The organism is Lysobacter sp. GCM10012299, from assembly GCF_042649405.1.
Lineage (GTDB): Bacteria > Pseudomonadota > Gammaproteobacteria > Xanthomonadales > Xanthomonadaceae > Lysobacter_J.
In genome coordinates, this window is sequence record NZ_JBHRZC010000003.1 from 55153 (window position 1) to 70828 (window position 15676).

Annotated in this window: 5 protein-coding genes; all 5 read right to left on the reverse strand. The window is 58.1% G+C overall.

Annotated features, from left to right (window positions below):
• Positions 1-29: 29 nt before the first annotated feature.
• Complete coding sequence (locus tag ACFOPO_RS08350) at positions 30-629, reverse strand: AAA family ATPase (RefSeq protein WP_386703276.1); 600 nt, start codon at positions 627-629, stop codon at positions 30-32.
• 689 nt (positions 630-1318) lie between these two features.
• Positions 1319-9535: a hemagglutinin repeat-containing protein gene (locus ACFOPO_RS08355; protein WP_386702736.1), complete on the reverse strand. Its 8217-nt coding sequence runs from the start codon at positions 9533-9535 to the stop codon at positions 1319-1321.
• A 303-nt stretch (positions 9536-9838) separates the two neighbouring features.
• Positions 9839-11428, reverse strand: coding sequence for a ShlB/FhaC/HecB family hemolysin secretion/activation protein (locus ACFOPO_RS08360; RefSeq protein ID WP_386702737.1), 1590 nt, complete (start codon positions 11426-11428; stop codon positions 9839-9841).
• 194 nt (positions 11429-11622) lie between these two features.
• On the reverse strand, positions 11623-12804 hold the full coding sequence (locus ACFOPO_RS08365) for a hypothetical protein (RefSeq protein ID WP_386702738.1): 1182 nt from the start codon (positions 12802-12804) through the stop codon (positions 11623-11625).
• Positions 12805-12947: 143 nt separating this feature from the next.
• Positions 12948-15647 carry a fimbria/pilus outer membrane usher protein gene (locus ACFOPO_RS08370; protein WP_386702740.1) on the reverse strand — a complete coding sequence of 900 codons (2700 nt, stop codon included), beginning with the start codon at positions 15645-15647 and terminating at the stop codon, positions 12948-12950.
• Positions 15648-15676 lie beyond the last annotated feature (29 nt).

Here is a 15676-nt window from a genome sequence, read left to right on the forward strand (position 1 = left end):
AATTTTGGCGCGGATGAAAAATCCGGAGCTCACGCGCGTGCCTCTGACCGGTCAATGTCGATTTGAACCGGAGGGCAGCTCGACCGGAATACGCAGCGGCGATGCACGGATCCTTTCGCCGCCCGCAATACCCTGCCCAGCAAAGAATTTGCTGTGTACGCAATATGGTCAGAAGGGTCGCGGCGCGCTGGTAGGTAGTGCACCTGGATGTTACTGCGCACCGCCTTGTGAGCGGGAACGGTCTTTGTTGGCTCATCGTCGTCATCGGTCTCGAAGATATGCTCGAACTTCTCTTCAATGTCCCCGCCTTCGTCAAGGGTGGCGGTTAGGCGGAAACGGACACGCGCAACGCCGTCAGCGCTCGGGAGTTGGAGGTGAGCGAAGTAGACAGGAATGGTGGCGTGCTTGGCCTTACTCTTGGACGAGAGCTCGGGGAACTCGAATTCAGCCTCGATCCACAACGTGCGCGTGTCTGCTTTCTGCGCCTCCGCCACTGGAATGTTGAAGTCCGTCCGACGGATACGACGCTGGGCAGGGTCAAAACCAAACAGCCGCGCCAATACCTGCAAGACCGTGGTCTTTCCCGCGCCATTGGGGCCCAGCAAGTAAGTCATCTTCCTAAAGGTGATCGCGGTGGGCGCCTCCCCTAAGACTGGAAGCCGCTTAGCCGGAGCTTGGTAAGTCTCATAGGTGCATCATTGGTCAAAGTTGGGAATAGACATCGCCACGCGGCCCAAAGAGGTTCCCTCCCACGGGGTGGGCGGGTTCCCAGCTGGATGTGGGAGGGTTTCATGCTGGGGCGCAGTGGAGTTTCTTGAACTCTTCCGGCTATTTCAAGCGCGCGGCCATCACGACAATCGGAAATCGCTGCAATCGCAGTGACCCGCGCAAAGCCGCGCCGGCCGTCCTGTAGAGAAAGCAACGATCACCACGCGACAACCTCGCAATCTTCCGCCCGGTGATAAGGCCGAGGCCGTACTGCAACGCTTGCCCCGCGTGCGTGAACGCACAGGCCTAAGCGGCTCCGAGTTGTATCACCGAATCGCGGCTGGCCTGCGCGATCGGTGAGAGTAGCGCTTCGAGCAAAGCCGACGAACAGCCCCGGTGCCACTCCAGCGGTGGTCGTAGGCACGCTGCAGGTCCAGCCCCACCGCTCATCGGGCGCTGTGGCGATTGCGTGCATCAACTCCTGCCGCGCCCCGCGCTGCCTCTGACCTGTGACGCAACTCAGCGGGCCCAAACCGAAGTCATTCACTATCGAGAAAAGGCCATCCATGGCCCTAGAGCGATGCAATCTAAGGTCGCTTCACTTCGCTTGTCACGTCTGGGTGGCCTTCTCCGTCGAGCCATCGGCAGGTGGGGAAGCCGGACGAACCGGGCCCTGGGAACCTTCGTCGGGTATTGGCGCTCTCGGAGAGCTCGGGATTACCGGCGTGTTTGCCGGCGGCGCTGCGTCACGGGGCGGGCGCGTCTTATAGACCACGTTGTAGCTGCCATTGCCATAGTCGATAACATGAAGGAACACTGGCTTATGCTCGCCATCATAGATCGGCACACCGTGCAGCTGCTTCAAGTCCCCCGGCGACCGGAAACTGAAATCCTTGTCACCCCCAGGCGTCTTTAGGGTGATGGTCTTTGGTTTTGTTGCAAGAGCCTTAATATCCGCATTGCTCATCTGATTAATCTCACGGATCGAGTTCTTCGCCTTGGTGTACTCGATCTGGCCCTTGTAACGGATGTCTATGTCGTAAGACCCGTTGACCTTGGGCTCCGGCTTCTCTTCGTCGGTCTGCGTTCCCGCTTCTCGAGTTTTTGGCTTGACGACCGGATCGGAATCCGAATCAGGAACCGGCTTCACGTCGACCTTATTGCCTTTCTTAGGGACAGGGGCGCTTGCACTGAATGCCATGTCAGTACCCGCGTACGACTCATCGCGCTTGACATCCAACGCCTTGCTCTTGTCACTATTGAGGTCTCCATGAATCGTCGGTGCATTGTTACTCCCGCTAGCATCGGCGGCTGCATTGCCAGCCTGGGCTTTGCCTGCGATGGTCATCTCGACCGTCGCAAGGTTGTCCGCCTCGTAATGTTCGTGATCGACACGCCCACCCACGGCCTTCACCGTTGGCATGCCGTTCTTTGAATAGCCACCACCGCCGCCGCCATATCCGCCATCCTTCTCATGCGTATCGGTAATGGTCTTAGCATTGATGCCTCCGCCAAGTTCCAATTGGCCATTGCCTGCTAGGTACCCGCCCTTGAGGTTCAGGTCCCCATCTACAGTGATGGTACTGTCCGTTGTCCCTTGCAAGCCGGATTGCTCGCCGACCACCGCATAATTGTTCCAATCCTTTCCGCCTTCGGCATGGGCGCTTCCTGTTGGGACTAAGCCCCCACCTGCACCACTAACTGCCACCCCGCCCGATGCGCCCCATGCGGCTCGTTGCCGCTCGTACGCCTGGGTGTCTTGGACACTTTCGACGTTCAGCGCGCCTCCTACGTCAACATCGAGCCTACCCTTGACCACCGCCCCATGAAGCGTGGCGTCGCCCTTGGACTTCAGTGTCACATTAGCGCCTTGAACAAGCGTGCTCTGGTAGGTCGTCGTGCTGCGGGAACTAGCATCCACAGCGCCCTCGTAGCCGACCGACAAGCCCGCACCGCAACCCTGTCGAGTACACCCTGCGCTAACCGTGGCATTGACGCTGTTGGTCATCGTAGACGTCGTCTGAGATGTACTGCTCTTGGCGGCATTAAGATTCAGCTCTCCTGCCGAATCAATCTCGATCGTCGCTTCGTTGTTCAACGTCTTCACCCCGGTAAGGGTGATGTCACCTTTGGTTGACTTGAGTGAAAAGTTTCCGCCTATTCGATTGATATTCTCCGCCCGGCTTTCGGAGGTGCGCTTGCTTTGGGTATGACTGAAACCGACGCCACCCGACACCCCTGCGATCTCATCAAACGCCATTTGTGTCACGTCACCCGCGATCTGCGCCGCGACCAGGCCATCCTCCTTCTTTCCATCAGCGTAATCGACACCCTTCTTGCCCCACTCATTGGATACATTCACAACTGCTGAATTGCCGCCCCATGAGTGACCCACGAAGGTCGATTCACTGGTCACTTCCTCCTTGACGACATCATCGAACTTGGTGCTCTTCACTTCTGCGGCCACGATGGCCAAATCGGCATCCTTTTTGCCTTCAGCTGCATTAATATCGGCCCCTCCCAGGTCAAACGTCCCGCCCACCTCAAGAGAACCATTTCCGAGATCGAGCTGGGCATTATCGTACGTGGTGCTCTGCCGCTTTACGGACGTCTTCTCGACACCATAACCAATTCGCGCTTGCGCGCCGCCAGAATTAGCCATCGTGCCGCCATCCAGGCGGTCGTGAGGAGTTCTGCCGCCTTGTTGTTGACCGAGCGCACCGCTGTTCATTCCGTCCCCTAGACGGCCCGAATCGCTAAATGATCCTTCACCTGCTTTGTGCGTGACGGACGCTTGGTACCCGCCGCCACTTACGCTTGCCCCAAGCTCCAAACCGGATGAATAAGACTCGTAAGATTCGTTCCTCAGGTTCTTTCCGGCAACGATGATCACATCGCCCTTAACCTTTCCGGTTGTTTGCTCCGCTGTTATCGCCCCCCCTTCCATGGCCATATCGCCGCCAACATCCAGCACGAGTTTGTCCGCACTTACACTGCTTCCTACGGAAGTGGCCTCGGAACCCTGGGCCACTACACTGGTATGACCCAACACACGTCCCTTCGTTGTGTATTGGTAATGCGACGACACCTCGTGAACGTCTTGAATATCAAGATCTGCGGCAGCCTTGAGCTTGATAGTATCGGCATCCATCTCAGCGCCGGTCAGTCGAACTGCCTTGCCAGCATCGAGGACCACATGCGAATCTTCCCCATTGCCGAAGATTCCGGCATTGTGCCGAGACACTAGGTTGCCGTCTTCGTCATAGCGAAGGGTCGTAGAACTTGAAATGTCGCCGCCGGCCTTAACGCTCACGCCGTTACCCTCTAGCGCCGCGCCGGTGTTGTCGACGTTGCCGTTCGCGTCGATACTGAGCGCACCATCGTTCCCAGCCAAGATGCCACCTGCCGCCCCTCCGTTGGCCTGGTTAACCACGTCCCCCTCAGATTTGATGAAGACGTTGTGCCCTTTCACGGCACCATCTACGTTCTGCACCCCTCCGGCACCAGCATCGATCGATACGTCACCGCGAGCAGCGACAGTACCCGATGTCTTCTTGCCTTCGGCCACCTCCGCTAAGGTGCTCTTGCTCAGATACACATGAGGCACGAGGACCTGTACGCCATCGATGGCCTGAGGCTCATACCACACAATGTCTGCGTTGAGGTTCTCGTACTGGACCTTCGTCAGCGGCGCGCCAATCTCTAAACCCAAGCGCGCAGCCTCCAAGGCGGCGTTATCCATCAAGGTTCTGATCAAGTCTGCGCCGTACGTGCCGTCACGAACGGCGAAGAAATTTCCGACCGCAGATTGGATCGTCCGCGAGATCATCTCGTTGTCAAAGAATGCATCGCCAATCACCGGGAGCGTCCTGTCGACGCGGTAGTCGACGCTCCTGAAAAAGTAGTCCGAACCATAGAACTGACTCTGATCGATGTAATCGATTCTGGTCTCGTACAGCGGGACGACGGTAGGGAAACCGCCCGGCACGGACACAGCTGGCGATGCATGCCCCATTACGGCCGGTGCACCCGCAGTGCCGAGCACCAGCGGCGGCACAGATTTTCGCTGAAACAGTACGTCGTCCTTAGTTAGAGCAAGTAGCATCTCCGGCGGATTCAAGTACGCAACCAGATCGGAGACGTTGAAATCTCCGCTCAAGTCAAACTGCGCGCTAAAGTCCGTATCGAAGTCGCCGGCAATTGTGTCCACCTTTTCGGATCCAACCTCGATGCTTAACGCTTCCCGCTCCTTGAGCTCGCCACCATTATGGAAGCTACCGCCCGTATGACTGAAGCTACCTCCCGCCGCGATCTCGGTGTACGCCGACACCTTGAACGAGTTCGAACTTCCATTCGACCTGAAGTTGCTCCAGCGAGTCGCCAGCTCAGCTCGACCCTTGTCCCGCCAGTCAGGACCAAGGACGGCACTCATAACCTTGTTGTACTGGCTACCTTGAACTGTCTTCATGCCAGCGATGGTGTTGCCATCGGTGTAGCCGTAGGCGCCGTAGATCTTGTTCCAATCATCGTTACTTCCCAGCACAACATCCAAGAACTCACCAAGCGATCCGTATGATCTCTCGCTGACCTTCACGGACAGACTGTCTTTTGCCCGGATACTCACAGCCGTCTTGGGATCCCTCAGGTAGTCCTGCAGGGACGTCTCCTGCGTGGTGGCGATGTTATCGAGATCTCCATCGATCGCGATCGTGCCGGCCGCCATGATCAGGCCGTCGCTGTTAGTGACCTTCGGACTTTCGCCCCTTCTTCCTCGCTGGTTGATTCGGATGTCACGACCGCTCTCCATCACTGCATGTGTCACCTCGACGTCCCCATCAAAAACCGGAAGATCGAAGTCCAGCCAGATCTGCGTATGGCGACCCGAATGGTGCCAGAGATAGTTCTCATCACTGTGCACTTCTGACGCATTACTCATCGAAATTGTCGCCGACCCTTGATTCGTTATGATTGCGGCATCCATATCCAGGTCACTCCCGGCCGATATCCGCCCGAGGTTGTTCTCAATCCTCTCCGCCGTCAGATCAATTCCGCCTTTCCACGCCATCAATTTGGCGTCTTGCCGGTTGAAGATGCCGGCCCCCGCATTCATCTCGATACGGTCACCAGCCCAGATCAATTTTCCGGGGTCGTTATATATGCTTCCCTTGGCATCTACGAAGAGAGCTTTGCCGGCGATGATTCGGTCGTTGTTCTTCACGTCACCCGCACTATTGATCGTGATTCCGCCGGGGTTAAGCATTCCACCATTGACGACGATGCCGTTTGCGATGACTGTCAGCATGGAATCGGCTGTCGGCGACCAGTGCGCCGCATCGATTACTAGGCTGCGCCCACCATTGATCGTTAGGGACGCCGTGTCCTTGGAATGAATCGTTGCTGTGTTGTGAAACTCGAGCGTTCCAATCCCGATATGCCGGTTCGCGAGAATCTGACCACTCCTCGCCTCGAAGTTCACGGTATCGATCTGGACAGTATCGTCCGCGCGAATCATGCCGTCCGTGTCGTTGATGACGCTCTGCTCGGCTTGGATGCCAATACTCCCTCCCAGCACTTTGGCATTGCCAGTGTTGTGGACGCTCTCGGCGCCCACCTCAATCACGTCACCCGTGATTTGCGCGCCATTGCGATTGTCAACGATGCCGCTGGTGTGAACGATCGAGTGCATGCTCGAGATCGCAGCATTGTCGTTGACGACACCTTCTGCGCTGGTGATCTGAGTGCGCTCTATGCCTCGAATGACGGCGGCCGCCTGATTTAGCACAGCACCGACGTTCGCCTCAATCTCAACACTCTTCCCTTGGATCACCGCGCCATTTCGATTATCGAGATCCGCTGCTGAAATGGTAACAGCGGTACCGATTCCACTTTCATCAGCCCGGTTCTGCGCACCAATGAGAGAGTTATCGTTCGTCAGCTTCCTGCCCGCCGCGATAGAGATCTGCGCGGGACTGAGTATGGCAGCACCGTTTAGGTTTCCGACACCCTCCGACGCGGCAATGTTGATACTCCCTCCAGAGACGACGGCTCCGTCTTGATTGGTCACACTTCGCCCCGTGGCAACGAAGGCATTAGTCGCGAGCAATGCGGCGGAGGCGTTCGTCACATCTCCGACAGCGTCCAGCCTAATATCGCTGGCCACTATCGCAGCGCCCGTCCGATTGATTGCGCCGCCACTTGCGTGAAGTCCTATACGGTTGATCGCCTGGAACTTCCCTGCGTCGTTGACGAAATCGCCGTCTATATCAAGGTCGATGTCGTTAGCCACCACCGAAGCGCCATCGCGATTGATGACATCACCATTCGTCCTTAGGTAGACGTTGCGCGCTGCCTGAATCTTTCCAGCATCGTTGGCTACGCCGCCGGCTGCATCGATGTCGATATCGCCCCCCATCATCGCGGCACCATCTCGATTGATGGCGTCACCGCCCGCTTTGATCTGGGCACGCCTGTCGGCCTGGATCGTGGCAGCGGCGTTGACAACGTTGCCTATGGCATCAAGGTGGATATCCGCGGAAACCAAAGAGGCACCGCTATCATTGATGACATCACCGCCCGCTTGGATGTCGATGCCGTTATGGGACTGGATTGTGGAGGCGTTGTTGATCACATCTCCATCAGCGATGATGGTCACATTTCCATTATCGCTGAATATGGCCGACCCCCTGGTGTTGATAAGGTCTCCCCGACTTGTCAGACGAATCTCCTCGGCGGCTTCCAGAACGGCGCCCGCTTCATTTTTGATGAGATCTCCGAGCATGCTCACCGTTCGGCCGCCGGTCATGCTGCCAGCAGCGTTCGTCAATCCAGTTTCCGAAAGGAGCACCAGATCACCTCCAGCTTCCACCATGCCTGCATTATCGATGCCGGCGCCCGCGTGCATAGTTAGATCATCGGCTACGCTCACCATCGTGCCGGCCTGGTTCATCAGACTACCCCCTGCCTCGATAGCAAGTTGTCCTGACATCAAGGTAGCACCGGTCACGTTGCGGACGTCGCCGGCTAGAATGGAGATCGCCTGGCCCGCCCTGATTTCGCCGGCATTGATCAGACTAGCGGCCGCCTCAAGGTGAGCGTCTCCATTTTCTGCAACGATTCGACCTCCGAGCGCCTGCTCCAGCCGGTGCAACTTCACAGAAAGATCGCCTCGACTGAAGATCTCGCCCCCGCTGGACAGACCTGCCGACGCGCCGGTTTGCTCCAGCGTCACCGAACGCGCACCTGAGATTCCCCCGCCCTGCGCATTTGTGTGGCTACCGTCGCCCAGAGACAGCGTCAAGGCGCCATTGGCCAGTAGACCCGCCTGATTTGTCATGCTCCCAATGTCGGCTGAAATGTTGCCGTCCGCTGTGAAGCCAGCACACAGACGCTGGCGCTGCCCGGCGACGGCGCCTTCAGTGCAACGGGAATCAAACGAGTTGGCGAGCAGGCTCAAGCTGCCATGTGTCGAAAGCAGACCCTGATTGATCAGGGCCCCTACGTGAAAGGAGCTCCCGTCGCTTCCTGTATCGAGCAGGATACCCTCGTCATTGATGAGCGAGTCCGCCGCGATTTCAAATCCCGAGCTCGTTATGACGTTCGCCGTGGACGTGAGGGTAAAGTCTGTGTCCCACGTACTGGAGTCGCGCTGAATTCGAAGTTCTCCATCCTTCACCACCAACGGCTGATCTGTAGGGACTAGTGAACCGTCCAAGTTATGGGCGACCAGCTCCCCCTTCAGGGTAAAAGTACCAGCATTGATAGTTATACCTTTGATCTGGCCCGACGAACCGGCACTCCGCGATGCCAAGTGCGCGGCTTCAACCAAGAGCTGACCGGCCCGAATGTTTACAATGTCACCGTCGATATCGCTGGCGATTCGCAGCGCCTCCGTGGATTCAAGCCTCACTGATCCGCCGGACGCAATTCCGCTGCCATGGGCAATCTGGGTCGAGCCTGCGCTTCCGAGCAGAACATTTCCATCCGCTCTCACCGAGCTCAGCTCGATGTCACCTTGAGAAGTGATGACGATGTCTCGGGCCCCCTTGATCAACCCGGGATGACGCACTCCTGCGCCGCTTTCGGTACTGACAAGGGATATGTTTCGCCCGTGCATGGCGCCAGCCGCCGAGCCTGAAACTGCCACTGTGCCAACGGTTGCAGTCGTTACTGGCGCTGCTTTCCACGACCTTGCTCCCGCGTCATAGACGCTCTGACCGGCAATGACATTGATGTCAGTCACCAGGTTGGTCGGTGCAAGCGTAGGCCCTACCGGCCCTCTGATATCGACCCCGCGGGCAACAATATCGAAATAGGACAAGCCGTCGGTACTTACGCCGCCTGAGTCGATCAAAACTCGGCCACTCGTGTCGCCAACCACAAAGCTGAGATCACCATTTGGCTTGCCCGTGGTGATGGTGAGCCTGTTGGCGTTGAGGGCGCTAACGCCGTTGAGGATCACGCCATTGGGATTGGCGACCAACAAGTCAGCGCTCTGACCAAATACCTCCAACGTGCCCGTGAACTGGCTTGCGTTGGGTCCGGTGACTTCCGATAGAATCGCGCGAGCGCCATGATGAAGTTGCGGATTCTTCATCACATAGCCGCCAATCTGGCTGAGGCCATCGACGGTGCTGTTGTTGAATATCAGACCAGGATTGCCGACATTGAGATCTATGAACTTGTTGTGCGAGAGCCCGGCCGCGTTAGGAGGTGCGATTTCTACAACCGGCGTGCCATTGGCGGATGACCGCATCTGGCCAGAAGACGACTGGTCCGCGGTAATCGTCGACTGCGCTACGGCGAGACTAGGCGCAACACCGATGGTCATCCACAGCGCGTGGCGAAGCCCTGCGCTTGCACGCGTGTAGGCGCGGCGACAAGTGCGCGAGCACGAATCCCCTCGAGGGCAAACTTCGGATCCTTGCTCCAGACCAGACTCGCCACCACTTCCTGGAGCCGCCTTTCCAGTGCATGTTGTGATCTCAGACACGGGGATGAGAAATCCCAGCCGCTTGCTGAGTATTAGTCGATAGCAACGTTTGTTCATGCGATTCTCCAAAGTTGGAATGGAAAAGTGGCCAGGCCGGCTAGCTAACGCACCCGAGGAAGGAAGGACCGGTGCGACACTTGGCTATCGGCTATTGATTGCGGCGCTCAGGTAGACGACCGGCTTGGCATCAGGCGCGTGCGTATGCAATGGCGCCGCCCAGCCGAACGACAGGTTTGCATTGCGATGGTTTATCCGGGCACCCACGGATGCCCCAACCAGTGTGCGTCCCCTTGAATCCGCCTCAAACCGATTCTGTGCATAACCGGCGTCGACTCCCAAGAAGGGAGAGATGCTTACCGAGTTGAACTTCAACGGCAGGGAAAGAGTGTTCTGAGCAAAGATGCCGCGGTCGCCCCACAGCACTCCGCCCTTGTACCCACGCACGGTGAACTCGTCGCCCAGGGTCTGTTTGTAGGCGGAAAGCATGCCATCGTCAGAGAACTGCCCCCCCAAGCGTAACGAGTACTCCACGCTCTCCTCGCCGATCGCGAAAGAGCGCGCCCATGCGCCGTTGAAGATGATCTTTCTGAGGTACCGTTTCGCTCCAGCACTGTCCACCGCTGACTGTTCGCCGCGGAACCAGGGAACCCCACTCACAACGGCCGCATCGGCATACAACGAACCACCAGCCCATTGAGTCACCCATTGGAGCCCCAAGCCCAGCGTGGTGTATGGCTTGCTGTTCACCGCAAGATAGGTATCCCCTACGTAGTTGGCACTGGTGCGATGTTCCAGCTCGGCGAACGCGCTTACTTTTCGCGTCTTGTTGCGGGCGAGCACGACAACCGGCTTGAGCGAGTACAATTGAGAGTTGCCGTACGTGCTGTACTTGCCGTAGTACCCGCTGATGGCCTGTTTGTAGCGGGTCTCGGTGAAGCGCACATCTGCCTGCGCGCGCCCATACGGGACGTTGTAGCTGGCGCCGCCGCTATACTCGTAGAATGCCGCACCGTCACGGTAGCGCCGAGAGCTTCCATTCACGCTAATCGTGTCGTTACCCAAAAGGACATCACTGAGATTCGCCGTTGCACTTAGGCGGTAGCGCCCGAAGGTGGGCGAGCGTGTTCCCGAGTTGTCAGCATTCAGGGATAGCGATGGCAAGCGACTTGAAGAGGTACGTAGGTGGAGGATGGAATAGCCATCGCGCGTGGCGGGCTCGACATCGATCCGAGCCGACTTGTGAAAGTTGTTGAGGTTCTCAATGGCTTGGTCGATATCGCGAATGTTCAAAGGCCTGCCGATGGCGCCGGGCATTGCCTGGGCCACCATGGCCCGCTCGGCGAAAGTTTCCGGACGCCGCCCATCGATCCGCCATCCCTCGACCAACCCCCATCGGACCTGCAATTCCAACACGCCTTGGCTCAGATTGACTGGAACCAGCCCTATCGTGGTGGTGACGTATCCGGCCTCTGCGTATCGGTTGGTGACGTCGCGCACTAGCGAAAACAGTCCTTGATGGTCGAGGGTGCGTCCCAGATAGCCGCGCATCACATCGACGACCTCAACTTTCTTATCAAAGCCCCCTGCATCGATGCGTATTTCGCTTACAGTAAATGCGGCACCCTGCAATGCTTTTTCAGGCAACACGGTAGAAATCCCCTTGGCCTTGTCCAAAGGGGTCTGCGCTCGGCGCCGGCTGTCGTCTAATTCGCGCTCGATCTGCTCTTGCAAGCGAAGCTTGTTCCGCAGATCGGTCTCGTTGCTGGTCCGGACTGGGGCAGACACTTGAGCGGAAGCTGCGGCAGAGCAGAGACACACTAGTGTCAACAGCCCAGTGGTCGAGGCGCGCGGCCCCCGGGCACACGGTAGTTCAAGATGCATGTGGTACAGATTCCAGTTTCAGTTGAGCTAGGGAGGTGCGCGCCTTACGGGGTCTCCAGGGTTACGGTGAACCTGGCTTGGATCGGCCCGGGCTGCACCTCTCCGTCCTTATCGGAACGACGGTAGTATCGGAAGGTCAGTGGGAAGAAGGTGCTCAGTTCCGCCGTTCCGTTCCCTGCGTTTCGAGGGAGCGCCGTCCAGTTGCTGCTGGTTGGCGAGCAATCGGCGGTGGCTGCAACGCAGATGTCCAGGGACTGATAGCTTTTCAGGTTCGCAGTCCACCCAAGTCCGGGAGTGCGCAGATCCAAAGGGATCGGAGCGCCTAGGCTATCGATGATCTGAATGCCTACTAATGCGTCCACATCCGGCAGCGCAACTCCGACATCGGCGGGCGCTGGGATGGCCGTGCTGAAGTACAGCTCCGGCCATCGGCTCGGATCCAAGAGGCCGTCGCAATTGAACTTCCAGTCCAGCGTTGCGAGGTCAGATACGGAAGCGCCGCGAGTTGATAGTCGCCCTACGTCGACAGGCTGCAGGTTTATTGAAACCGACCTTGCCCCAATCTCGCCACCGCCCCGCTCTATGAGATGACAGGTGCTGCTCCTAAACCTTGGCGCGTATCCTGCGACGGGCCCGCTAGTACCGGTGCCCTGCCCGTTGCGCAGATACATATCTGAGGTGTAACCCATGTCTCCGGACGCAGCGTTCTGCGGAGCTGCGACGTACTTGAGCCGCCCGAGGCGGACTATAGGGGCGACGGGCTCCAAGGGGACGCCGCCACGAGCGATGCCAAGCTTCGCTCCTGTCGCCACGAGTACGAAGTTGATGTATCGCCGCCTAGTGATGGTGGAAACATTGATACCTCCCGTCGTCGGCACGTTTGTACTGCTTTGCGCAATCAGCACCGTCCCGTCTCCGAGTAGCGTGATGCCCCCCGAGAAGGAGATGCCCACCGCCACGCCGGGCGTGCCGGAATCAATCAGCACGCCGCCTATGGTTCCATCATGTGTGGCGAAAGGCATTGCGCCCGGCGGCGGCTCCCACACAATACTGAGCTTTTCGCCGACAAGAGCGGCCAGCCCGGAGCACATGAAGGTGCCAATTTCGCTAGTCGCCGGGCGAGACAGGTACGTGCCTGCGGGTAGCTGGTCTGCGTTGTAGTACGCATCCGCTCCGTCGTCACCTTTATACATAAACAGAAACTTATCTGCCGTTACCGAGTCCAACGATCTGTTGAAGAAGACCGGCCCGTTCGCTGTTGAACCATCGGCAGTACCAACTTGGCATCCCGCGTGGACAGGCGATACGCTCAGGCAGAGCGCAAAAACTACCCAACGCCCATGCTTCGACAATATTGCTGGGATGGCCCTCATAGGCCACCTATTGCAAATGGCGCGCAAATGGACGGCATGCCTTCTCCGCCTTCAAACCCCTTCGGAGAGGGAAGCTCGACTTCACAGGCCCGCCCTTTCCCCAGAACGATGCGGACTCGCTTTACGCGCTCGACACCGCGCAGAAACGCAGTGCCCCCCTGTCCTACGAAGCCAAGCGTTCGGCCGTCAGCCACATCGCGAACTTCGGCACCGAACGGTAACGCTGCGCCATTGAGATAGTGGACTCGCAGCAGCGCCGAACGTGCTCGACTTGTTTTGACATGGATCCGGACCACCGCCCCGGCCGCAGGAATGACCTCATGATTGGAACTTTCAAGTTGAAGATCCGGCGAGGAGCCTTCTGGGTCAAGAAGTACCTGGTTGCGAACGTAGGGGGACAGGTAAGGCACTAAGCCAAAACCTCGACTGTTGATTCGGGCCCCATCGGCGTTCTCGATTTGGACACCACCAGCACCCTCTGCGGATACCAGCGCCACCGTTTCGCCCAAAGTCTGGCCGAAAATGACTCCATCGTCATGGATAAGCAGCCCACCGGCCCCATTGAGGTTGGCCTGCCAAGAATCCGATCCACCCGAGATGCCGCCGTATACGTTCCCTATCGATCCTTGATATCCGGCGCTCAGGCCAAAAGTTGCTGGCGCTCCGGTTCTCAAGAACTGCCGACTGGAGAATACGTTGTAGTTGATTTGCCTACGTGAGCCGGCCGCCCCCGAGACTTCAACCTGTGCTTGGCCGCCACTTTGCGAACGGCTTGACACCCAACCGGACAGGTAATTGGAATGGGTAGAACCCGATCCGAACAGGGGGACCGTTATGCTGAACATCACCTCGCTGAACTTGCCAGCGTTATGCTGAAACGCGCGACCCAGCGAAACACTGAAGTTGACCCCTCGACGGCTTCCGCTGTATCCCATCTGGTACAGCGTATCGGTGCTAGGCCTGTTCCAATAACGACGAGACGAGCCCGAGACGAACATCCGCCCCCACCCCGGTACCAGGGGCTGATCCAAGTTGATCTCGAAACGATCACGCTGACGATCTCCATGCGTCCAAGGCGACCATGCTTGCTTGCCATACTCCGACATGATGTTTTGCCTGCGCGCGTCCTCCAACTGAAGCGCTTCGGAGAACGACCAGTACCGCCCAGTCGAGTATCGGTACCCCGTCAGACGAACGCTCGTTCCGTAGCTTGGCATGAAGCTGTTAAATGCGAGTCTTAAGCTGGCGCCATCAAGCGAACGACTATCGGCCCGACGATTGCGTGCGAACGTCAGATCGGCGGAGATGCCACCGAGTCGAGTAGCCACAGCGCCGCCTCCGCTGACGGCCGTGTAGTCCTTGGCCGTTAGCAACCCACCATAGGCCGTCAGCGCGTTCGTAAAACCTCGTTGACCGGCGGCGTATGCGAAGGCGGGCTCATAAGCGGCGGAGCGCCCCAGCCCAGCAGCCTGGCCTACCGCAAGCCAGTAGCGACCAAAGCCAGGTCGCAACAATTGTGGGGCTGCAGTAAAGGGCAACGCGTTGACGATCTTCTGACCATCGGATTCTTCCAGGGTGACGTCAAGATCGCCCCCATGTCCGATGGGCTTGATGTCTCGAATCTCGAATGCACCGGGCGGGACGGTCTGCTGACGCAAGATGACATCGCCTTGCTTGATCGTAACCTTGGCGCTTGTTCGCGCTATGCCACGCACGACTGGCGCATACCCACGAAGCGAGGGTGGCGCCATTCGGTCATCGGTACGCAACAGCAATCCCTTCATCCCGAACGCGTCCATCACCTGCCCACCAACGAATGCTTCTCCAACCGTCAACGTCGAGTTCAAGTCAGGAATATTCCTTTGCACGTAGAAGCGTTGCTCTTGATAGCGAACATCGTCTAGGCCGGCCATCAGCACGGAAGTGTGTCGCACGCGCCAACGCCCTAGATTCAACCCTGCATCCAGCTGTAGGAAGCCACTCGTGCTTTCGCCACCTTTGTCGGAATGGCTGTGAGACACATTCCAGCTATAGTTCATCCGCGCAGAGTCGATACCGTAGTCCCACAATGCCGCGGGGATGTAGTCGTCTGGACTTGTCTCTAGATTGGCCTGTGGCACCACGACGTGGACGATCTGCTCGCCGAACTCGTAGATCGCTGACGCTTCAGGGACGACATCGTCGATCTTTCGACATTCAACGGACTCCGTGGGAACAATCCCGTCCAACCACTTCCTACCCTTCTCGGGCAACGACCTCGCAGCGATTCGCAATTCCTTCAGCTGTCGTCGCGAGAAGCACGGCAGCGCGCTCCCACCAACTGCACCTTCCACAAATCGGACCTGTTCCTTCAGTCGAGGCTCGCCATTGAGATGGACATCGACGAACTGCAGACCCGGCGCGACGATGTTGCCTCGCTCGAAGCGAGACAGGTCGACCGAATCTTTGTCACGGGCAGCTCCCCACAACATGCGGGCGTCGTACTCCGCGTAGTTCGGCACGGGTGCCGGTGCGGCACTCGCGACGTGCAGCCAGCAAAATCCAAACGCCGGAAGTCCCGCCCGAATGGAAAGCCAGCGCCGAAGCGCTTGTGGCCGACGCTGCTTTCGGGCTACTCCATAATCGCTGTGCCCAACTGATTGCATCGCGGATGGAAACTCCAGATATTTCAGGCGCAAACCGTCGAGCAGTCTCAAAGGAGTCGCTGCGAGCCAACGTGTTCTGG

Bases quoted from the DNA above. Each gene is read 5' to 3' on its own strand.
- ACFOPO_RS08355 (WP_386702736.1), bottom strand. From the start codon at position 9,535: ATGACCATCGGTGTTGCGCCTAGTCTCGCCGTAGCGCAGTCGACGATT.